This window comes from Corynebacterium sp. HMSC062A03 (assembly GCF_001811145.1).
GTDB lineage: Bacteria > Actinomycetota > Actinomycetes > Mycobacteriales > Mycobacteriaceae > Corynebacterium > Corynebacterium aurimucosum.
In genome coordinates, this window is the sequence record NZ_KV803687.1 from 24,884 (window position 1) to 46,312 (window position 21,429).

The window sequence follows — 21,429 nt, forward strand, 5'->3', positions numbered from 1 at the left end:
GCTCACCCCGGGCGCAGGTTGCCGCCACACGGCGGTGAGTCTTTGAAAAATCTCTTCATCCTTATTTAATTATCGGTGCCTTCCATTCTGGCACAGAGCTCATTCAAGGCTCACATGTTAGTATCACCGCTATGCCGGACAGCGCAGCCATGAACACACCCGCAGAACGGAAAATACCTGCGCACGCCCCACGCACCGTGGCGCAGGCGCGCGCTCGCAACGAGATTGCACTGCGGGATATCATCACCGTTGCCGTACCGGCGGGCATCGCCTCCGGCCTTCGCGCTGTTGACTTCCCCTACCCCTACGCGGTCCCCGTGTACGCCGTGTTGTGGATCGCCATCATCTATGGCGCCTTTCGCATTATTCGTAGCAGGCCGAAGTTCGTCCAAGCTGCGCAAGAAGAGTACCGGGCGGGCGATTACCCTCTTCTCGCCTACTTTCTACCGGTGCTTGCTATCTTCTCCCCTCTCATCACTGAGGGAATTAAGTCCACCGGGATTATCGGCGATATCTCACCCAACCCCATCCTTATCGCCGCTGGACTTACTGCCTTCTCCATCCCCGCGTTCATCTTCGGCGGCCGTGCCTTCGGCACGACCTCTTTTCGCGTTGGCAAGCGCCGCATCGAGGCCATCACCGAACAAGGAAGCCTCGAAGGCGTCACTCAAGCGAGCATCACCGCAGTAGAAACTCACCCGGAAGTCCTCAGCGGGCTGGTCGCCGCCGGTGCAGTCACTGGCAATACCACCTCCATCTCTGAGCTGGGGCGGCTGATCGGCTACGAGGAGGGGCTCGAAGAAGAACTCCGTGAACTCGAAGCGGCCGGCGTGGTGAAGCTGCCTGGTCTCATCAAGTGGAGTGGTGAGCGGACCTTTAACATCACTCTGACCGAATCCGGCGTGCGCAGCATGGACGCTGCACGCACACGCTAGCGCGGAAGAGTGGCATCTCCCGGGAAGAGTTTCGGGCCAATCCACAGCATGAAATAAACCAGACCAACGAGGACTGGGATCTCAACAAGGGGACCAATCGTTCCGGCAAGGGCTTGAGCAGACATCGCTCCGAAGGTGCCGATGGATACTGCAATGGCTAGTTCAAAGTTATTTCCTGCTGCAGTAAACGCCACGCTGGCAGACTGCGCGTAATTCATGCCAACGGCCTTTGCTACGCCCAGCGACAGCACAAACATGCCCACGAAGTAGATAACCAGCGGCACGGCCACGCGCACTACCGTTGCTGGCTGCTCCACAATGTGCTCGCCCTGCAGGGAAAAGAGCAACACAATTGTGTACAGCAGACCAATCATGGCCAGAGGCGATACGGCTGGGAGGAAGCGGTTCTCAAACCATTCCCGTCCTTTTACCTTTTCGCCCCACACGCGAGACAGCGCACCCAACAGGAACGGTATGCCCAAGAAGACAAGTACGGACTTAACAATGGCCCAGAAAGAAAAGTCAGCGCTCGTCGTGTCCAGGCCCAGCCATCCGGGGAGAACGCGAAGGTAGAACCAGCCCAGAACACCAAACATAGCGACCTGGAAGATGGAGTTCAGGGCGACAAGCACAGCCGTTGCCTCGCGGTCAGCGCACGAGAGGTCCGACCACACAAGCACCATGGCAATACAGCGCGCAAGCCCCACAATGATGAGGCCGGTCCGCAGCTCCGGCTGGTCCGCCAAGAACAGCCACGCCAGAGTAAACATAAACGCCGGCCCCACCAGCCAGTTGAGGACGAGCGATACTGCCATGAGGCGGCCATCCGTGGCAATTTCCTTGGTCTTCTCGTAACGAACCTTGGCCAAGGGTGGGTACATCATGACGAGGAGGCCAATGGCGATCGGGATGGAAATCCCGCCGACTTCAACGGCGCCCAAGGCTTGGCCAATCCCGGGAATGAGGTGGCCAATGAGCAGTCCGGCGGCCATCGCCAGAATGATCCACACGGGTAGAAACCGATCAAGAAAAGACAACGTCGGGCGCTGCGGCACAGCCATGTCTCTCCCTCCTTCAACGTTGAACAGAGCACGATACAAACATGCAATGTACAGCACGTATTGATATGCGTCAATATAACGTAGGGCGCAAGAATAACCCCTATACTGATCGCATGGCTTCCTCTTCCACGCCCGAGACCAGCGCGCGCGGCACTGAGTGTTGCTCCTTAAGCACGGGCCCGCTCAACGACGCCGAGGCGAGGCATTTTTCGCAGCAATTCAAAGTGCTGGCAGACCCAGCACGCCTGCGTCTTTTGTCCATCCTGTGCGATGAAGGCTGTGGACCCATGAGCGTCACGGAACTCACCGAGCTCACTGCGCTGAGCCAGCCCACGGTCTCCCACCACCTAGCGCGCCTGCGGGAGGCCGGCTTGCTATCGAAGCAGCAACGCGGCCGCACCGTCACCCACCAGGTGCACAAAGACGCCTTTATGGCATTGCGCACGCTGCTCTCGTTCGACTAAGCCGCGCCCAGATTATCTGCGCTCGAGCACACAGGACGGGTTCGGGCTAAGGGTCAGAAATGACAAAAGCCCGAGCAGTTCACTCATCTTTGTGAACTGCTCGGGCTTTATTGCGCGCTAGGCGCGATGAACTTCTTTAGAGGTTCGGGAACCAGATGGAGATCTCACGCTCAGCGGACTCCGGGGAGTCGGAACCGTGGACGACGTTCTCGCCAACGGTCAGAGCGAAGTCACCGCGGATGGTGCCCGGGGTGGCCTTCTCCACCGGGTGGGTGCCACCGGCCAGCTGACGCCATGCGGCGATAGCGGACTCGCCCTCGACGATGCCAGCAACCAACGGTGCAGAGGTGATGAAGTCAACGAGCTCGCCGAAGAAAGGCTTGTCCTCGTGCTCGGCGTAGTGCTTCTTAGCGGTCTCCTCGTCGGCGACGCGCAGATCCATGGCGACGAGCTTCAGGCCCTTGCGCTCGATGCGAGAGATGATCTCGCCCACGTGGCCGTTCTTGACGCCATCCGGCTTGATGAGAATGAGTGTACGTTCAGTCATAGGGCACATAGTACAGAACAGGTGCTCCCGCGTCCTGACAGTGGGCCCATTTATCAGCCCTACGTGAGGTGTTGCACGATTTCTTCCGCGCGCTCATGGCTCGTTCCGCGAAACCACAACTGCACTTGACGCACGGCCGTGCCGTATTGACCGCTCTCCAGCAGGCTTTTTAGCTCCTCGCGGTGCCACTCTTCCAGATCCGCAAACTCCACCGGCCGCTCATCGCGCTGCTGCTTGAGCATACCGACGACGAGGAAGACGAAGGCCGGAATCAGCAGTGCGAGCGGGAACGCGAAGCCACCGAAATACAGCTTGGCCACGAGCGCGGCGATGCACAGCAGTGCGGAAAGACCGTAGAGCAGAAAGAACATGCCCGTTAGTCTAGCGCGTTGAGTGTCGACTGCAGCCAAACGCGAGAGCGCATGAGCAGGCGCTTTGCCGCCGCGGTATGGGGAGCCCACAACTCGAAGGCATGCACGCCGCCTTCTACGACCTCGCACTGTGTCGGCACACCAGCAGTTTTCAGGCGCTCGGCGTAATCCATAATCTCGCCGTAGAAAAGCTCGCTGCTACCCGCGTAGAGCCACGCCGGCGGTAGCCCCGACAGATCCGTGCGGCGGCCGGGCACGGCATAGGGTGCTTCCGGGTTGCCATCGACGTAGAAGCGCCACGCCTGCGCGTTGGAATCTGCGTCCCAGATGGGGTTGCGGTCGGTGGATGCTGTGCGGTCATCGAGCATCGGGCAAAACAACCACTGCCCCGCTGGTTGAACCCCGCCTTCATCGTGGAGGCGCTGGCACAACGCGGCAGCCAGCCCTCCCCCGGCGCTTTGGCCGGCGATAACAATCCGATCCGGGCTGATTCCCAGCTCTTCCGCATGCCTGAGGAGCCAGTGGTGGGCCGCGTGGACGTCATCAAGCGCAGCCGGAAAAGGGTTCTCCGGGGCGAAGCGGTAGTGCGGCGCGACGACGGTGACTCCAACCTCTGCGGCGGTCTCCTTGAGGTGCTTGACGTCCTGGCGCGGATGTCCCATGAGCAGACCGCCCCCGTGGATCCACAGCACCGCGCCGCGCGGGTTCTCCGGGCTATAGATGGTCGCGTGGATTTCGGTGTTCTTCACCCGCCGCGTGCGCACGCCCTGGATTAAAGGTGCCGGCCACAGCGCTGGCACGATGCGCCCGGCACGGCGGATGAGCGGATTAGTCGGATCGAATAGCGACATGACCGTCGCTCCCGCGCGCAGCTCCGGACGGATGTACACCGCAGCGACCTACTTCTCAGTCAGGTGCTGCGTGGTGAGGTAGCCGCGCTCCATGCGGGCGACGATCACCGAGCGCATATAGGCCGCGAGCGCCCAGAGCAGGGCGAAGATGATGAAGATAGTCGCCACAGACCAGTGGACCATAAAACCGAGCACGATACCGATGACGTGGAGGACAATCTGTACCCCGACGATCCACGGCTTATTCATGAAGGGGAAAGACGCCAGGAGCAACACCATAAAACCAATGACCACGCCATAGTTGAACGGGGTCCACAGGGTGCCGTCATAAAGCTTGTATAGCATCGGCAGTGCGAGGACCAGGGTGATCAGCTCCATTGTGAGGGAGCTCGCCACCACCATGCCGCCGAATTGCTTGAGGGGATCCTTGGCCGGTGCCTGGCCCAAGCCAAGCGGACCAATCTCCTCCTCGGGGACGGGTTTACGGGGGCTCATGCGGGTTCCTTTCCAAAGAGTGCGCGGGCGTCACCGGCAGTGACGACCGAACCAGTAATCACGATGCCGGAACCTGATTGCACGTCGGCATCCTCCGCCAATTCGACGGCCTGAGTATAGGCACTAGGGAGGTCGGGCTCGACATACACGCGCTCTTCGCCGAAGATATCGCGGGCCAGCTCCGCCAGCTCATAGGCATCGCGGGCGCGCGGGGAGGTGTTCTGAGTAATGACGATCTCCGTGAGCACAGCCTCCAGGGCGGTGAGGATGCCGGTTGCATCCTTGTCCGTGAAGATGGACACCACGCCGATGAGGCGCGCGAAGTCGAAGTCGCGGTCGAGGGCTGCAGCCAAAGCCTTAGCGCCGTGTGGGTTGTGGCAGGCGTCAAGGAAGGTCGTGGGGCTGGTGCGCACGCGCTCCAGACGGCCGGGAGAAATGGCCTTGGCAAAGCCGGTGCGCACTGAAGCAATGTCGAGCGGGTGGCCTGCCGACGCCCCGAAGAAGGCCTCCACCGCGGCCAAAGCCACGGCCGCGTTCTTGGCTTGGTGCTCGCCGTGCAGCGGCAGGAAGATGTCTTCGTACATCCCACCCAGGCCCTGGATGGTCAGCTGCTGGCCGCCCACTGCGATGCGCGATTCCAGTGCAGCGAATTCGGAGCCCGCGCGGGCCACGCCGGCGCCGACGTCTACCGTGCGCTGCAGGATAACGCGCATCGCCTCGGGGTCTTGTTCAGCAACGATGGCGATGTTCTCCCCTGGCGTGAGCACGTCCTCGGCATCGTGCTCGCGGGCCTTGATGATGCCGGCCTTCTCACCAGCAATCTCCGTAATGGTATCCCCGAGGTAGTCCGTGTGGTCGAGGCCTACCGGCATGACCACGGCTACCTCTGCGTTGACCACGTTGGTGGCATCCCACGTGCCGCCGAGGCCGACCTCGACGACGGCGACGTCGATGGGGGCATCGGCAAAGGCTGCGTAAGAGATGGCAACAAGCACTTCGAAGGTGGACATAGGAATGTCGGAGCGGGAATCCACCATCTCCACATAGGGCTTGATTTCACGCCAGATGCGCACGAAGTCGCGCGGGTGGATGGGGTGGCCGTCGATGCCGATGCGCTCGGTGACCAGCTGCAGGTGCGGGCTGGTCACCAGGCCAACACGGCGGTGGAAGGCGCGCAGCAGCGAATCAATCATGCGGGCGGTCGAGGACTTACCGTTGGTGCCAGCGACCTGGATGACGTGGAAGGAACGCTCCGGGTTACCCAAGAGATCCATGAGCATCTCGATGCGCTCGAGGCTCGGCTCGATGATGGTCTCTGGGGCGCGGGCGTTGAGCTCCGCGGTGACCTCGGCCAGCTCCGCGAGCTCTTCCGGCGAAGCTTGCTCGGGGGCGGCCTCCTCGTAATCCTCCTCGCCACCGAGGTTGAGGGTCAGGCCGGAGTCGGTGATTTCCACCGGCCCACCATCGGTGCCCTCCGCGAGGGCATCAACGACCTCAAATTCCTCGCGGTTCTTCTCCTCCGCCACTACTTGAGTCCCTCCAGACGTGCGGTGATGCGCTCGACCTCCTCCTGGGCCACTTGCTGACGCACGCGGATCTTCTCCACGACTGCCTCCGGCGCCTTGGACAGGAAGGCCTCGTTACCCAACTTCTTGCCGGTCTGGTCCAGTTCCTTCTGGGCCTTGGCCAGATCCTTCTCCAGGCGCTTGCGCTCAGCGGCGACGTCGACGGCACCGGAGGTATCCAAGGTGACCTCAACGGTGGCCTGGGACAGACGCACCTCGATGGAAGCAGACGCGGTGAAGTCCTCGCCCGGTTCCGTGGTATTAGCCAGGTTGCGGATGAGTCCCTCCTGCTCTTGCAGGTCAGCCGCGGCGAAGTCGAGGCGTCCCGGGACCTTCTGAGAAGGCTTGACGCCCTGATCGGAGCGGAAACGGCGCAGCTCGGTGATGAGCTTGTCGGCATCCTGAATGCGGCGGGCAGCCACCTCATCCTTCTCCGCGCCACCGTTGGTGTGCTCCTGGGTAGGCCACTGCGCGGTGACGATGGTCTCCCCGCCAGTCAGAGCCTTCCACAGGACCTCGGTGACGAAAGGCATGGTCGGGTGCAGCAAACGCAGAACCAGGTCAAGAACGCGGCCCAGAACGATCTGAGTGGTGCGTCCGGTGGCCTGCTCCTCGGCGCTCGCCGCATCGAAGTCGCGCGGGATCTGGGTCTTGGCAATCTCCAGGTACCAGTCACACAGCTCATCCCACACGAAGTGGTAGAGCAGCTCATTGGCCTTGGCGAACTGGTAGTCATCCAGGTAGGCGTCGACCTTGGCGCGGACCTCCTCGGAACGGTCGAGGATCCAGCGGTCGGCGTCGGTCAGCGCGTCGCGTGCCGGCAGCTCCGCCACGCCCGCGCCGTTCATGAGCGCGAACTTGGTGGCGTTAAAGAGCTTGGTGGCGAAGTTACGTCCGGCGGCGGCAGCGTCGACTGCCAGCGGCAGGTCCACGCCCGGGTTGGCACCGCGGGCCAGGGTGAAACGCAGCGCGTCCGCACCATAGTCGCGCACCCAATCCATCGGGTCGATGCCGTTGCCCAGGGACTTCGACATCTTGCGGCCCTGCTCATCGCGCACGAGACCATGGAGGTAAATATCCGTGAACGGCACCTGCGGGCGGCCATCCTTGCCTTCGCCGAGCACCTCCGGGGTGTGCGCGCCGGCAAAGGTGCCGAACATCATCATGCGTGCGACCCAGAAGAAGAGGATGTCATAGGCGGTAACCAGCACGTTCGTGGGGAAGAACTTCTCCAAATCGGCGGTCTTTTCCGGCCAGCCCATCGTGGAGAAAGGCCACAGCGCAGAGGAGAACCAGGTGTCCAGAACGTCCGGGTCCTGGACGTAGCCTTCCGGCGCTTCCTCGTCGGGACCAAGGCAGATGATGTCGCGCTGGCCGTCCTCGCCCTCTGGCCCGTACCAAATGGGGATGCGGTGACCCCACCACAGCTGGCGGGAGATGCACCAATCGTGCATGTCATCGACCCACTCGAAGTAGCGCGGCTCCAGGGACTTCGGGTGGATGGTGGTATCGCCCTCGCGGACGGCGTCGCCGGACATCTTCGCCATCTTCTCCACGGCCACAAACCACTGCAGGCTCAGGCGCGGCTCAATCGGCTCGCCGGAGCGCTCCGAGTGGCCCACGGAGTGGACGTAGGGGCGGATCTCCTTGACAATGCGGCCCTGTTCGCGCAGCGCCTCACGGATCTCTACGCGGGCCTCTTCGCGGGTCAGGCCATCAAACTTCGTGCCGGTATTCGCGATGTGTCCGGTGGTGTCCATGATGGTGGGCATGTCCAGGTCATGGCGCAGGCCCATGGCATAGTCATTCGGGTCATGCGCCGGCGTGATCTTCACTGCACCAGTACCGAATTCCATGTCCACGTAGTCATCGGCAATGATCTTCAGGCTCAGGTCATCGCGGAAGGGGTGTGGCAGTTCCTGGCCCACCAGGTGGGCGTAGCGCTCGTCCTCGGGGTGGACGGCAATGGCGACGTCGCCCAGCATCGTCTCCACACGGGTGGTGGCCACAATGAGGTGGGGTTCATCGTCGTTCAGCGAGCCATAGCGGATGGACACGAGCTCGCCCTCGACGTCCTTGTAGACCACCTCGATGTCGGAGACGGCGGTCTCCAGCACCGGGGACCAGTTGACCAGGCGGTTGGCCTGGTAGATCAGGTCCTCGTCGTAGAGAGTCTTGAAGATGGTCTGGACGGCGCGGGAGAGGCCATCATCCAGCGTGAAGCGCTCGCGGGACCAGTCCACCGAGTCACCGATGGCGCGCATCTGGTTCTGGATGGTGCCGCCGAATTCTTCCTTCCACTCCCAGACCTTGTTGATGAATTCCTCGCGCTCATAGTCCCAGCGCTTCTTTCCCTCCTGCTCGCGCAGGCGGGCCTCCACCTTGGTCTGGGTAGCAATACCGGCGTGGTCAGCACCCGGCAGCCACAGGGTGGCATAACCCTGCATGCGCTTGCGGCGAATGATGGAGTCGATCAGAGTGTGGTCCAGGGCGTGGCCCATGTGCAGCTGGCCGGTGACGTTCGGCGGCGGCAGCACGATGGAATAAGGCTCCGCCTCCGAGGAAGCATCCGGGGTGAAGTAACCGGCGCTTACCCAGCCTTCGTAGAGGTCCTTCTCTACTGCCTGCGGCTCCCAGGACTTGGGAAGCTGGTCCGCGCGGTTGGTGCCAACGAGTTGCTCTTTATTCTGATCAGTCACCTGGCCAACTCTACCCTGTGCGTCAACTGGCACCAGCGCCGTGTCTAGAGTAAGGGCATGTCTCACAACCCTGGCCACCGCGCCCGTCTCCGCACCCGCCATTTCGCCCGCTCTAAAGAAAACTCTCAGGCCTTCGCGTGCCTGACGAGCTATGACTGCATGACCGCCGAAATCTTCGATGAAGCCGGGGTAGATCTCCTGCTCGTCGGCGATTCCCTGGCCAATGTGGTCCTGGGCCGCGAAACCACGCTCTCGCTTACCCTCGATGAAATGATTCCGCTGGCCCGCGCCGTGGTTTCAGCTACCTCCCGCGCCTTCGTGGTGGTGGACTTGCCCTTCGGTTCCTATGAGGCCGGCCCCGCCCAGGCACTGGAGTCTGCCGTGCGCGTCATGAAGGAAACCGGCGCGCAGGCCGTGAAGCTCGAGGGCGGTGCCGAGCGCGCACCGATTGTTGCCGCGCTTGTCGCCGCCGGCATCCCCGTCTGCGCCCACATCGGATTCACGCCCCAACAGGTTCACGCCTTGGGCGGCTTCGTGGTCCAGGGCCGCGGTGCCGGTGCGGAGAAGCTGCACACGGACGCCCGCGCGCTTGCCGACGCCGGCGCCTTCGCCGTGGTACTGGAGATGGTCCCAGCTGCGTTGGCTGAGGAGGTGACCAAGGAACTGCCCATCCCCACCATCGGTATTGGCGCCGGCGCACAGACCGACGGCCAGATCCTCGTGTGGACCGATGCCTTCGGGCTGGGCGGACCCAAGGCGCCGCGCTTCGTGCGCCGCTACGCAAACCTGCGCGGCGCGCTGCTGAAGGGTGCGAAGAATTACGTGGCCGATGTGGGCGAGCGCTCCTTCCCCAACGCCGAGGAATCCTTCGAGGACTAAAGTTTGGGCCATGCAGATCCTTACAACTAAATCTGAACTCCGCGCCTTCCGCGCGGCCGCATCCGGCACCGTGGGATTGGTGCCCACGATGGGCGCGCTTCACGAAGGCCACGCTTCACTCGTGCGCCGCGCCCGCGAGGAGAATGACACCGTGGTGTGCTCGGTCTTTGTCAATCCCCTCCAATTCACCGACCTCGGCGATTGCGAGGACTACCGCGCCTACCCGCGCGACCTCGACGCGGATGCAGCACTGCTCGATTCTCTAGGCGTGGATGCGGTTTTCGCTCCCACCGTGGAGGAGATGTACCCGGGTGGCACCCCGCGGGTGTGGGTGCGCACGGGTGAGATGGGCTCGGTCTTGGAAGGCGCTTCGCGCCCCGGCCACTTCGACGGCGTGGCCACTGTGGTGAGCAAGCTATTCACTCTCGTGCGCCCCGACCGCGCCTACTTCGGGCAGAAGGATGCCCAGCAGGTAGCCATTATTCGGCGCTTGGTGGCGGACCTCGACCTGCCACTCGACATCGTCAGCGCGCCCATCGTCCGCGCGGCGGACGGCGTGGCCGAGTCCAGCCGCAACGCTCGCTTGAGCCCTGCCGAGCGCGAGCAGGCCGTGGCGCTGTCCCAGGCGCTCTTCGCACTGCGGGATGGTGCATCCCTCAAGGAGGCTGAAGCCCAGCTTGCTTCCTCCCCCGGCGTGACGGTGGACTACCTCACCGTGGTGGATCCAGCCACGCTCGAGCCCGTTGATGCACAACACCGGCCCGCCCTGGCGCTCGTTGCAGCGCAGGTGGGGCCGGTGCGGCTCATCGATAACTTAGTGCTTGAGTCTTAGTCCTTGAGCAAGTGGGCTACGGCCTCGCGCTCCTCACGCAGCTCTTGAACCGAGGCCTCGATGCGCTCCTTCTGGAAATCGTTGAGCTCGAGGCCTTGCACGATTTCCCACTTGCCGTCGCGGGCGACGGTGGGGAAACCTGCGACGAGGCCCTCGTCCACGCCATAGGAGCCATCGGAGACGACGGCTGCGGTACGCCAGTCCTCGGTGCCATGGATCCAATCGTGCATGTGATCCACCGCGGCAGAGGCTGCGGAGGCAGCTGAAGACTTACCGCGTACGGCGATGATCTCGGCGCCGCGCTTGGCCACCTTCGGAATCATCTCTTCCTTGTACCAATCCTCATCCACCTCGGCGTTGGAGAAGGTCAGGTCCGGGAACTGGGAGGCAGAGTGATTGCCCCACACGGCAACTTTGGTCAGCTCCGCGGTAGGCACTCCCGTCTTGAGGGAGACTTGGCTCTGGGTGCGGTTGTGGTCCAGGCGCATGAGCGCGGTGAACTGGCTCGGGTCCAGGTCCGGTGCGCTGTTCGCCGCAATATAAGCGTTAGTGTTGGCCGGGTTACCCACGACGAGGACGCGGACATCGCGCGCAGCGACGTCGTTCAGCGCCTTGCCCTGGACCGTGAAAATGGCACCGTTGGCTTCCAGCAGGTCGGCGCGCTCCATGCCCTTGCTGCGCGGGCGGGAACCGACGAGGAAAGCAGCCTTGGTGTCCTTGAAGGCCACGTTCGGATCATCGGTGACGGTAATGCCGCGCAGGAGGGGGAAAGCAGAGTCATTGAGCTCCATGGCCACGCCTTCAGCGGCGCCCACGGCGTCCGGGATTTCCAGCAAAGCCAGCTCCACCGGGGTGTCCTTGCCATAGACATCACCCGCAGCGATGCGCCACAGCAGGGAGTAAGCGATATTTCCGGCGGCGCCGGTCACGGTGATCTTGACGGGTTGGGAAGCAGTCATGTGTGAATCCTTTCGGCTGGGTATTCACCTTCCCACCTTAGTCCCGTTTTTCGCCCCCGTGGGGTGTGATTTTACCCCCGAAAGATGCGAGTTCTTTGTACTTGAGCTCCACGGCCGTCCTTTTTCGGCATAGTGGACAACTGTACGCATATCCATCGACTAGACGGGACCTTCCATGAGCACTGAGACTTCATCGGTCGACTCCGGCTCTGTTGAGCACGTGATCGATGTTGCGATATCGGAGTTTTCGGAGCATGGTTATGCCGAAACCAAGCTCGAGACCGTATCGAAGCTGTCTGGGATGTCCAAGCGCATGATCCACTACTACTTCGGGGATAAGAAGGGGCTCTACCAGCAAGCCTTGGCAGCGGCAGCGCGGCGCCTCAACCCGCCAGAGGGCAGCCTCGAGATCAATTCTGCTGTCCCAGTCGAGGGCGTGCGCACCTTGGTGGATTGGTTGTTCCGCCAACATGTGAATAACCCCGAAGCCATCCGGATGCTGACGATGGAATCCTCCCACAGTGTGCTGGAGTCCTCGCAGGCGCTTGTCGACGTGTCCGAGATCTCCCTCCACCTCGACAGGCTGCTCATGCTGGGCCAAGATTCCGGCGCGTTCCGCCCGGGAATTTCCGCCAACGATATTTTCACGCTGATTTCTGCGCTCTCGATGTACCGGGTGACGAATCACGCGATGATGAGCAACCTGCTCGACATCAACATGTACACCCACAACAACACTGAGGGGCTGCACCGCATGGCGGTCGATGCTGTGCTGGCTTTCCTTACGGCGAACATCCCGGACATCGGCTTCGAGTCCTACCTCACTCAGAACGAAACCGAGCTTGATGCTGAGTCCGCGCCCTTGGATGTCTACTCCACCGAGGACGAGGGCGACGCGTCAGCGAGCCTCTACGAATGACGCGCCGGCGGGGACTCTCCGATTAGAGCCCTCTCCCCAGCATCGCGCGAGCAAAGAAACCAAAGTAAAGGAACCATCTGCGCGCCGGCCTGAGCACAAGCCCAGGTCACAATCTCACTCCACAGCTACATGGTCCCATTCATCTGGTTCCTTTGCCCCAACAGACAGATGGCATCTGACAGAAGGCGTTTTTAGACCTGAAAACGCCATGTAGACAGCACAAAAGGCATCTTCAACCTTGAAGATGCCTTTTAAGAGATGCCGTTTAGGCGGATTCCTTCGCCTCATCCGAGTACACGAACTCCGGCTCGCCGCCGTCGGTCACGCAGTCCTGCGTGATGTGGACGCTGGCGATGTCCTCGCGGTCTGGGAGGTCATACATGATGGGCACGAGCAGCTCCTCCATGATGGCACGCAGGCCGCGGGCACCGGTCTTGCGCTCGAGCGCGAGCTCGGCGATTGCCTCCAGCGCCTCATCCTCGAAGTGCAGCTCCGCACCATCCATGCTGAACAGGCGCTGGTATTGCTTGACCAGCGAGTTCTTCGGCTCCACGAGCACCTTAACTAGCGATTCGCGGTCCAGGTTATCCACCGTGGCAACCACCGGCAGGCGGCCGATGAACTCGGGGATGAGGCCGAACTTCACCAGGTCCTCCGGACGCACCTGGGAGAAGAAGTCGACTGATTCCTTCTCATCCTTAGTTTCCAGCTTGGCGCCAAAGCCCACGCCCTTCTTGCCCACGCGCTCCGAAATCACCTTATCCAAGCCCGCAAAAGCACCGGCCACGATGAAAAGGATGTTCGTCGTATCCAACTGGATGAATTCCTGATTCGGGTGCTTGCGCCCACCCTGCGGCGGGATCGCCGCCACGGTTCCTTCAAGGATCTTCAGCAGCGCCTGCTGGACGCCCTCACCGGACACATCCCGGGTAATCGATGGATTCTCCGACTTGCGGGAGATCTTGTCCACCTCATCGACGTAGATGATGCCGTGCTGCGCGCGCTCCACATCAAAGTCCGCTGCCTGCAGCAGCTTGAGCAGGATGTTCTCGACGTCCTCGCCCACGTAGCCAGCCTCGGTCAGGCTCGTGGCATCCGCGATGGCGAAGGGGACGTCCAACAAACGCGCCAAGGTCTGCGCCAAGTAGGTTTTACCGGATCCCGTCGGGCCCAGCATCAGGATGTTGGACTTAGAAATCTCAACTTCTTCATCCTGCGCCTTCTTCCGGCGGCCCTCCAGGCCCGCGGCCTCCTCAGCCTTGATGCGCTTGTAGTGGTTGTACACAGCCACCGACAACACGCGCTTGGCCTGGTCCTGGCCAATGACGTACTTATCCAGAAAAGCCGAAATCTCCGAAGGACGCGGAAGGCGCATCTCCTTCTCTTCGTCCGCCTCGGCCTGAGCCGCGCCGAGCTCCTCCTCGATGATTTCGTTGCAGAGCTCGATGCACTCGTCACAGATGTAGACGCCGCCGCCGGCGATAAGCTTCTTCACCTGCTTCTGGCTCTTTCCACAGAAGGAACACTTGAGCAGGTCAGCGCTTTCTTGCATACGTGCCATGAAGGCCTTTCAACTCTTTTCTCTGGGGTTATGGTGGGGCGATTTTACCGCAGTTTGTTCCACTCTAGTAAACCACTCAGACTCGAGCGCTATTCCTCACTCAGCGGCGCGCCCTTGAATTTAAAACGGCAGTTAGTAGACATAGACAGAGCGGTTCACTAACTTACATCGAAACCGCTCTATCAGCAGAAAGATTTTCATGGACATCCGCGAACTCATCGACCGCTCCCCCATGGGCTCACGCCAATGGCTCATCATCGCCATTGCCCTCTTCCTCAATGCCCTCGACGGCTATGACATGGTGGCCATGGCCTTCGGCGCCGGCACCGTCAGCGAAGAGTTCGCGCTATCCGATTCTTCCCTTGGCTGGCTCCTGTCCTCCGCTCTCATCGGTATCGGCCTTGGCTCGCTCTTCCTCGCCCCGTTGGCTGACCGCCTTGGACGCACCACCCTCATCACGGTCTCGCTCGTCATTGACCTCGTCGGCCTCGTGCTCACCGCCCTCGCGCCTACATTTAGCCTGCTGTTGCTGTGCCGCCTCATCACCGGCATTGGCGTCGGCGGCGTCCTTGTCTGTGTCACCGTGCTCGTCAGCGAGTACTCCAACTTGCGCTTCCGCGGCCTGGCCGTCGCCATCTACGCCTCCGGCTATGGCCTCGGTGCCTCCTTCTGCGGCGTTGTCGCCTCCTCCTTCGATACCTGGCAGCCCATATTCTGGGTTGGCGCAGCACTCACAGTTGCCGCCCTTATCCTCACGGTTACTTTCGTCCCCGAGTCCGCAGACTTCCTCGCCGCCCGTGGCCGCATGGACACGGTGCGCACCATCACCGCCAAACTCGGCCTCACGGGAGAGGTCAGCGTCCGCCCGCGCACCAGCCACAAGGCCTCCTACAAGGACCTCGTCTCGCCGCAGTTCCTGCGCACCTCCATCAAGCTCTGGCTGGCCTTCAGCTTCATCATGTTTGCCTACAACTTCACCTCGCAGTGGACCCCGAAGCTTCTTACCGCCGAGGGCCTTACCGCCCAGCAGGGCATCATCGGCGGCATCATGCTTTCCTTCGGCGGTGCTATCGGCGCCATCCTCTTCGGCCTGTTCACCACGCGCATCGACGCCCGCCCCCTGCTCATCGTCTTCTGTCTTATCTCCTCCGTCGTCCTCGTCGGCTTCATTAACTCCACCGCCGTGCCTTCCCTCATGTTTGCCCTCGGAGTCGGCGTAGGCCTTACCCTCAACGCCTGCATCTCCGGCCTTTACACCGTCACCCCGGAGGCTTACCCTTCGGCGCTGCGCACCACGGGTACGGGCGCTGCCATCGGCATCGCTCGCGTGGGCGCTACCCTCGCTCCCATCCTGGCGGGCTATCTGCTCGAAAGCGGCTGGACCCCAACGGGGCTCTACACCCTCGCCGGCGCTACCGCTGTGTTGGCCGCAATCTCCCTCATCGGTGTGCGCGCCTACACGGCAACCACCAAGCAGACAGCACCCCAGACCGTGGCGGCCTAGGCTGGAGGGGCACACAGCCCCAACCGCTTAGGAGCAGTACATGTTTAATCTTCAGAACCACGTTGCCATCGTCACCGGCGGCGCCGCCGGAATCGGCCGCGGCATCGTCAGCGCTCTACGCGAAGCCGGCGCGACCGTCGTCATCGCTGACCTCAACCTCGAGGCCGCGCAGAAGACTGCCGAAGAACTCGGGGCGGACGCCCTGCTTGTCGACGTCACCTCGCGCGACTCCGTCCGCAACCTCTACAGGGACGTCGTCAAGCGCTATGGCCGCATCGACATCGTCTGTTCCAACGCCGGTGTCTTCCCCAACTGCCCGCTCGAGGACATGACCGACGAGCAATGGGACGCCATGTTCGCCATCAACACGCACGGCACGTTCACCGTGGTGCAGGAAGCACTGCCCTACATGAAGAAAGCGGGCTACGGGCGCATCGTCATCACGACGTCTATCACCGGCTCGCACACCGGCTACCCAGGCTGGGCGCACTACGGCGCTTCGAAGGCCGCACAACAAGGCTTCATGCGCTCCGCGGCACTGGAAGTTGCCCGTGATGGCATCACCATCAATGGTGTTCTGCCAGGCAACATCCTCACCGAGGGTTTGGAGGGCCAGGGTCAGGAGTACCTCGACCAAATGGCACGCTCCGTCCCTATGCACCGCTTAGGTTCCCCGCGCGATATCGGCAACGCCGCGGCCTTCCTCGCCTCCCGCGAAGCAGGCTACATAACGGGCCAGACCATCATCATTGACGGCGGCCAGATCCTCCCCGAGTCCCCCGAGGCCATCCTGCCGCCCTACGAAGCCTAAGCATGGCCGAAGCCCCGCTATCTACTAGACAGCGGGGCTTTAAGCTTGATTACTTAGGCGTTGAGCTTGCGGTAATCAAAGACGGTATCGATGAGACCGTAGTCAACGGCTTCCTGCGCGGTAAGAATCTTGTCGCGGTCAGTATCGATGCGCACCTGCTCCGCAGTGCGGCCGGTGTGCTCAGCCAGGGTCTCCTCCATGAGGCGGCGCATGCGCTCGATCTCGTTGGCCTCGATCTCAAGGTCCGACACCTGGCCCTGCGTGCCCTGCGTACGCGGCTGGTGAATCAACACACGAGAGTTCGGCAGCGCAGCGCGCTTGCCCGGAGCACCGGCGGCCAACAGAACAGCCGCTGCGGATGCGGCCTGGCCCAGACACACGGTCTGCACGTCCGGACGGACGTAGCGCATGGTGTCGTAGATAGCCATCAGCGCGGTAAACGAGCCACCCGGGGAGTTGATGTACATCGTGATGTCGCGGTCCGGATCCTGGGACTCCAAGACCAGCAGCTGCGCCATGATGTCGTTGGCGGAGGTGTCATCGACCTGGGTGCCCAGGAAGATGATGCGCTCTTCAAAGAGCTTGGAATACGGGTTGGTGGTCTTCGATCCCTGTGCGTTCTGCTCAATGAACTCCGGCAGAACGTAGCGGGAAGAAGGCATCTGAAGGTTAGACATAGTGATAAAGCTCCTTGTTCCCTAGTTGGTGATAGGACCGTTGACGGACTCGATGACGTGGTCGACGATGCCGTATTCCTTGGCCTGCTGGGCGGTGAACCAGCGGTCGCGGTCCGAATCCTTGGTGATTTGCTCGAAGGTCTGGCCGGTGTGCTCAGCGATGAGCTCAGCCATCTCGCGCTTGGTCTGCGCGAACTGCTCGGCCTGGATGGCGATATCTGCGGCGGTACCACCCACACCAGCGGAAGGCTGGTGCATCATGATGCGGGCGTGCGGCAGCGCGTAGCGCTTGCCCTTGGTGCCGCCGGAGAGCAGGAACTGGCCCATCGAAGCGGCCAGGCCCATGCCATACGTAGCCACGTCGCACGGCGAGTACTTCATCGTGTCGTAGATGGCCATGCCCGCGGTGACCGAGCCACCCGGGGAATTGATGTAAAGCGAAATATCGCGCGTGGGGTCCTCTGCGGACAGCAGGAGGATCTGGGCGCACAGTTTGTTGGCAATCTCATCATCCACCTGGGTTCCCAGGAAGATAATGCGCTCGCGCAGCAGGCGCTCATACACGCTATCGCTCAGATTCATACCCGTAGACGACGAGTTCATTGAAATCTTCTCAGACATTAATGGTTCTCCTTCAAGTGAAGAATGCTTTAACTGGCCCCACCTTACCGGCATTCCTCTCAAACTTGGCCTCTGTTCGCTATGAGCGTTGGGGCGCAGCACCAAAGGCGCATACGGAAGCTGGGTTAACATTTGCTCATGTCTGTTTCCGAGCTATCCACCAGTACCCAGAACTATTTGAAAGCAATCTGGGGGCTAAAGGAATGGTCGTCCGAGCCCGTTACCGCCACACTTATAGCGAAACAGTTGGGACTCAAGCTCTCCTCGGTTTCCGATGCAGTGCGCAAAATGTCGAAGCAAGGGCTCGTGTCACACACGCCCTATGGCTCTGTGGAGTTAACCGAACTTGGCAGGCAGTACGCATTGGTCATGGTGCGCCGCCACCGATTGCTTGAGTCTTTTTTGGTTCAAGCATTGGACTACACGTGGGACGAAGTCCATAATGAAGCCGAAAATCTCGAACACGCGGTGTCCGACATGCTCATAGAACGTGTAGATAAGTTCCTTAATTGCCCCACTAGGGATCCGCACGGCGATCCTATCCCTACGGTTGATGGACAGATCACAATCCCCAGTGCGCACCGTCTCACCGACAGCGGTGCACAACCGCAAGTGACCGTGGAACGCATTTCTGATTCCGACCCACAACTGCTGAAGTTCCTTGAAGAGCGCGGCATTGTCACAGGGGCTGTTCTTAGCACGCGCGAGGGAGCGCCCTTTTCAGATTCTCTCGAAATACAGGTGGCCGGCAGCACTCAGTGGGTAGTGCTTGGACGCCCAGCTACCGACGCAGTGTTTGTAGCACACCACAGCCGTTAGACCTTCCCCTTTGCATTAATCCTACTTTCACCTGCCCTTTTCAAAACTACGTTGGGCCGTAGTTGCAACTACGCCATTGCGTAGTTAGTCTTTTCGAATATCACCTATCCCACTTATGGCTAAGGCCAGGATGAGCAGGATTGCTATGTCAGACTCACCAGATTTGGTGTATTTTTCTAGCGTTTCAGAAAACACAAAAAGATTCGTCGAACGCTTAGATAGACCCGCGGTGCGCATTCCGCTGCGCCCCAAGAAAACCGGGATGATCCAGGTTTCACACCCGTACGTACTCATCGTTCCCACCTACGGCGGAGGCTCGCTCAAACGCGCAGTCCCCAAACAGGTCATCGACTTCCTCAATGACCCAATCAACCGCTCCTTTATCCGGGGCGTTATTACCTCAGGGAATACCAACTTCGGAAGTGCTTACTGCGTCGCCGGACGCATCATTTCCGCCAAGTGCCACGTACCGGAGCTGTATCACTTCGAGCTTCTCGGCACCCAGAAGGACATTGCCGCCGTAAAGCAGGGCCTTCAAAAGTTTTGGGAGCAGCAAAAGCAGCTAACGATGACACCCCATTAATCCCCCACAAGATGAAGAACACATCCGCATCACACAGATTGGACAACACAATGTGGTCTCTTGATGCCACCCCCACACAGACTATTGGCGCTACGCCCCGCACTGCTTCAGCAGACAATGCCGGCGGTGTCGGCAAGCGCAAAAGCTACCACGCACTCAACGCGCAGCTGAACTTGTTCGACGCTTTTGGAAAAATCCAGTTTGACAAGGACATTCAGGCAGCACAAGACTATGTCACGCACCATGTCGCTCCCCGCATGCATCAGTTCGATTCCACCAAGCAACGCTTGGAATGGTTGGTTGATAACGAGTACTACGAGCGGGATTTCCTTGAGCTTTATGATGACGCCTTTCTGTGCGCCATGTACGACAGAGCACATCAAGCTAAGCACCAGTTCCGCACCTTCCTCGGCGCATTTAAGTTCTTTACTTCATATGCACTGAAAACCTTTGATGGCTCCCGATTCCTAGAAGGCTACGAAGAACGTGTCGCCACCACAGCTTTATACCTTGCACAGGGCGACGAAGAGCTCGCAGAAAAGCTGGTGGATGACATCATGACCGGACGCTTCCAGCCCGCCACCCCTACTTTTCTCAACGCAGGCAAAGCCCAGCGCGGCGAAATGGTCTCCTGCTTCCTTCTGCGAATCGAAGACAATCTGGAGAGCATTGGCCGCAGCGTGAACTCTGCACTGCAACTATCAAAGCGCGGTGGTGGAGTGGCCTTGTTGCTGAGCAATCTGCGCGAATCCGGAGCCCCGATCAAAAAGATTGAGAACCAGGCTTCCGGCGTAGTCCCAGTCATGAAAATTCTCGAAGATAGCTTCAGCTATGCCAACCAATTGGGCGCCCGGCAGGGCGCTGGAGCCGTCTACCTGCATGCGCACCATCCAGATATTCTTCGCTTCCTGGATACCAAGCGGGAAAATGCCGATGAGAAAGTCCGCATCAAGACTCTTTCGCTGGGGGTTGTTATTCCAGATATAACCTTCCGGCTGGCCAAAGAGAACAAGGATATGCATCTTTTTAGCCCGTATGACATCGCTCGCGAGTACGGCGTAGCCATGTCTGACATGTCCATCACCGAGTACTACGACGAGTTGGTTGCCAATCCGCGAATTTCTCACACGACCATTAAAGCCCGCGAGTTTTTCACCACGCTGGCTGAGCTTCAGTTTGAATCCGGATACCCCTACATCCTCTTTGAGGATACGGTCAACCGCGCTAATCCCCTCAAAGGACATATCAATATGTCCAACCTGTGTAGTGAAATCCTCCAGGTCAACACGCCCTCGACCTACGGAGCTTCGGGTGACTACACCACCGTCGGCCAGGATATTTCCTGCAATCTAGGTTCCCTCAACATAGCGAAGGCTTTTGAATCACCGAACTTCGGGGAGACCGTCGAAACCGCGGTGCGTGCCCTCACGAAAGTTTCAGACCTGACGAATATCGAAGCTGTTCCTTCCATCGCTCACGGAAATGCTTCCATGCATGCCATTGGTCTGGGCCAAATGAATCTCCACGGCTTCCTTGCTTCACAGCGTATTCCTTATGGCTGCGCCGAGGCACTGGACTTTACAAATATCTATTTCCTCACGGTGACCTACCATGCGCTCCGCGCATCCCATGCACTCGCGGTTGAAAAAGGTCAACGATTCACAGGCTTCGAAGAATCCACCTATGCCACTGGCGCCTACTTTGACAAATACATCGACAAAGACTGGGTGCCAGCCACTGAACACGTAAAACAGCTCTTCCATGAAGCAGGCGTGCAGATTCCTCAACGCGAGGATTGGCTACGGCTCAAGAAACAAGTGATGCAAGACGGCATCTACAACGCCTACTTGCAGGCAGTTCCACCCACTGGATCAATTTCCTACATCAATGACTCCACCGCGTCCATCCACCCGATTGCCTCCAAAATTGAAATACGCAAGGAAGGCCGCTTGGGGCGCGTGTACTACCCCGCGCCGGAAATGACCAACGACAACCTGGAGTATTTCGATGACTCCTACGCCGTGGGATACAAAAAAATCATCGACACCTACGCCATGGCCACCCAACACGTGGACCAAGGACTTTCCCTGACCTTGTTCTTTACCGCTGATACGACCACGCGAGACATCAACAAGGCACAAATCTATGCCTGGAAAGCCGGAATCAAGACCCTCTACTACATCCGTTTACGCCAATCCGCGCTCCAAGGAACCGAGGTCGAAGGCTGCGTCTCCTGTGCTTTGTAGGAGCACGGTCCTCCCCTTGTCTACAACCAT

At 60.4% G+C, this 21,429-nt stretch carries 21 protein-coding genes; 10 read left to right on the forward strand and 11 right to left on the reverse strand.

Annotated features, from left to right (window positions below):
- Positions 1–131: 131 nt before the first annotated feature.
- Positions 132–935, forward strand: a complete 804-nt coding sequence (locus HMPREF2781_RS08385) for a hypothetical protein (RefSeq protein ID WP_246821821.1) — start codon at positions 132–134, stop codon at positions 933–935.
- Here the strand turns inward: HMPREF2781_RS08385 and arsB are convergent.
- The gene (gene arsB / locus HMPREF2781_RS08390) at positions 932–1,996 is read right to left on the reverse strand and encodes an ACR3 family arsenite efflux transporter (RefSeq protein ID WP_070645359.1); all 1,065 of its coding nucleotides are present in this window, start codon (positions 1,994–1,996) and stop codon (positions 932–934) included. The two genes, HMPREF2781_RS08385 and arsB, sit on opposite strands and share 4 nt — an antisense overlap.
- A gap of 113 nt (positions 1,997–2,109) precedes the next feature.
- On the opposite strand from arsB, the gene HMPREF2781_RS08395 reads away from it, so the two are divergent.
- Entirely contained in the window at positions 2,110–2,460 is a 351-nt protein-coding gene (locus HMPREF2781_RS08395; RefSeq protein ID WP_070447901.1) for an ArsR/SmtB family transcription factor, read from the forward strand.
- 136 nt (positions 2,461–2,596) lie between these two features.
- Here HMPREF2781_RS08395 and ndk read toward each other — a convergent pair whose 3' ends face one another.
- The 6 genes from ndk to HMPREF2781_RS08425 are packed head-to-tail and all read right to left on the reverse strand — an operon-like array spanning position 2,597 to position 8,988.
- Complete coding sequence (ndk, locus tag HMPREF2781_RS08400) at positions 2,597–3,007, reverse strand: nucleoside-diphosphate kinase (RefSeq protein WP_039676402.1); 411 nt, start codon at positions 3,005–3,007, stop codon at positions 2,597–2,599.
- A gap of 59 nt (positions 3,008–3,066) precedes the next feature.
- Positions 3,067–3,378: a hypothetical protein gene (locus HMPREF2781_RS08405; RefSeq protein ID WP_070645361.1), complete on the reverse strand. Its 312-nt coding sequence runs from the start codon at positions 3,376–3,378 to the stop codon at positions 3,067–3,069.
- A gap of 5 nt (positions 3,379–3,383) precedes the next feature.
- On the reverse strand, positions 3,384–4,268 hold the full coding sequence (locus HMPREF2781_RS08410; protein ID WP_246817282.1) for an alpha/beta hydrolase: 885 nt from the start codon (positions 4,266–4,268) through the stop codon (positions 3,384–3,386).
- A gap of 9 nt (positions 4,269–4,277) precedes the next feature.
- On the reverse strand, positions 4,278–4,724 hold the full coding sequence (locus HMPREF2781_RS08415) for a DUF4233 domain-containing protein (protein WP_070447819.1): 447 nt from the start codon (positions 4,722–4,724) through the stop codon (positions 4,278–4,280).
- Positions 4,721–6,250: a bifunctional tetrahydrofolate synthase/dihydrofolate synthase gene (locus tag HMPREF2781_RS08420; RefSeq protein WP_070447816.1), complete on the reverse strand. Its 1,530-nt coding sequence runs from the start codon at positions 6,248–6,250 to the stop codon at positions 4,721–4,723. The genes HMPREF2781_RS08415 and HMPREF2781_RS08420 overlap by 4 nt, the downstream gene beginning before the upstream one ends.
- On the reverse strand, positions 6,250–8,988 hold the full coding sequence (locus HMPREF2781_RS08425) for a valine--tRNA ligase (RefSeq protein WP_070645363.1): 2,739 nt from the start codon (positions 8,986–8,988) through the stop codon (positions 6,250–6,252). The genes HMPREF2781_RS08420 and HMPREF2781_RS08425 overlap by 1 nt, the downstream gene beginning before the upstream one ends.
- Positions 8,989–9,045: 57 nt before the next feature.
- Here HMPREF2781_RS08425 and panB point away from each other — a divergent pair, with 57 nt between their 5' ends.
- Both panB and panC read left to right on the forward strand, forming a co-directional pair.
- Positions 9,046–9,867, forward strand: coding sequence for a 3-methyl-2-oxobutanoate hydroxymethyltransferase (panB, locus tag HMPREF2781_RS08430; protein ID WP_070645364.1), 822 nt, complete (start codon positions 9,046–9,048; stop codon positions 9,865–9,867).
- A 10-nt stretch (positions 9,868–9,877) separates the two neighbouring features.
- The gene (gene panC, locus HMPREF2781_RS08435) at positions 9,878–10,699 is read left to right on the forward strand and encodes a pantoate--beta-alanine ligase (protein WP_070645367.1); all 822 of its coding nucleotides are present in this window, start codon (positions 9,878–9,880) and stop codon (positions 10,697–10,699) included.
- Here the strand turns inward: panC and HMPREF2781_RS08440 are convergent.
- Positions 10,696–11,658 (reverse strand): malate dehydrogenase, encoded by a 963-nt coding sequence (locus tag HMPREF2781_RS08440; RefSeq protein WP_070645368.1) that lies wholly within the window; start codon positions 11,656–11,658, stop codon positions 10,696–10,698. The genes panC and HMPREF2781_RS08440 overlap by 4 nt on opposite strands.
- Positions 11,659–11,833: 175 nt before the next feature.
- On the opposite strand from HMPREF2781_RS08440, the gene HMPREF2781_RS08445 reads away from it, so the two are divergent.
- A complete protein-coding gene (locus HMPREF2781_RS08445; RefSeq protein WP_070447801.1) occupies positions 11,834–12,577 on the forward strand; it encodes a TetR/AcrR family transcriptional regulator in 744 nt (247 codons plus the stop codon).
- Positions 12,578–12,842: 265 nt separating this feature from the next.
- On the opposite strand, the gene clpX is transcribed toward HMPREF2781_RS08445, so the two are convergent.
- Entirely contained in the window at positions 12,843–14,138 is a 1,296-nt protein-coding gene (gene clpX / locus HMPREF2781_RS08450; protein WP_010190911.1) for an ATP-dependent Clp protease ATP-binding subunit ClpX, read from the reverse strand.
- Between the two features lie 199 nt (positions 14,139–14,337).
- Here clpX and HMPREF2781_RS08455 point away from each other — a divergent pair, with 199 nt between their 5' ends.
- Complete coding sequence (locus tag HMPREF2781_RS08455) at positions 14,338–15,642, forward strand: MFS transporter (protein WP_070645369.1); 1,305 nt, start codon at positions 14,338–14,340, stop codon at positions 15,640–15,642.
- Between the two features lie 40 nt (positions 15,643–15,682).
- On the forward strand, positions 15,683–16,453 hold the full coding sequence (gene fabG, locus HMPREF2781_RS08460; protein WP_070645371.1) for a 3-oxoacyl-ACP reductase FabG: 771 nt from the start codon (positions 15,683–15,685) through the stop codon (positions 16,451–16,453).
- Between the two features lie 53 nt (positions 16,454–16,506).
- Here fabG and HMPREF2781_RS08465 read toward each other — a convergent pair whose 3' ends face one another.
- Positions 16,507–17,130, reverse strand: a complete 624-nt coding sequence (locus HMPREF2781_RS08465; RefSeq protein WP_010190916.1) for an ATP-dependent Clp protease proteolytic subunit — start codon at positions 17,128–17,130, stop codon at positions 16,507–16,509.
- A 21-nt stretch (positions 17,131–17,151) separates the two neighbouring features.
- Positions 17,152–17,751: an ATP-dependent Clp protease proteolytic subunit gene (locus HMPREF2781_RS08470; protein ID WP_010190917.1), complete on the reverse strand. Its 600-nt coding sequence runs from the start codon at positions 17,749–17,751 to the stop codon at positions 17,152–17,154.
- A 138-nt stretch (positions 17,752–17,889) separates the two neighbouring features.
- Between HMPREF2781_RS08470 and HMPREF2781_RS08475 the strand changes: the two genes are divergently transcribed.
- The 3 genes from HMPREF2781_RS08475 (at position 17,890) to nrdE (ending at position 21,399) form a co-directional block, all read left to right on the forward strand.
- On the forward strand, positions 17,890–18,570 hold the full coding sequence (locus HMPREF2781_RS08475) for a metal-dependent transcriptional regulator (protein ID WP_070645373.1): 681 nt from the start codon (positions 17,890–17,892) through the stop codon (positions 18,568–18,570).
- Between the two features lie 115 nt (positions 18,571–18,685).
- Positions 18,686–19,153 carry a class Ib ribonucleoside-diphosphate reductase assembly flavoprotein NrdI gene (nrdI, locus tag HMPREF2781_RS08480; protein ID WP_005324049.1) on the forward strand — a complete coding sequence of 156 codons (468 nt, stop codon included), beginning with the start codon at positions 18,686–18,688 and terminating at the stop codon, positions 19,151–19,153.
- Positions 19,154–19,203: 50 nt separating this feature from the next.
- Complete coding sequence (nrdE, locus tag HMPREF2781_RS08485) at positions 19,204–21,399, forward strand: class 1b ribonucleoside-diphosphate reductase subunit alpha (protein ID WP_070645375.1); 2,196 nt, start codon at positions 19,204–19,206, stop codon at positions 21,397–21,399.
- The last annotated feature ends 30 nt before the right edge of the window (positions 21,400–21,429 follow it).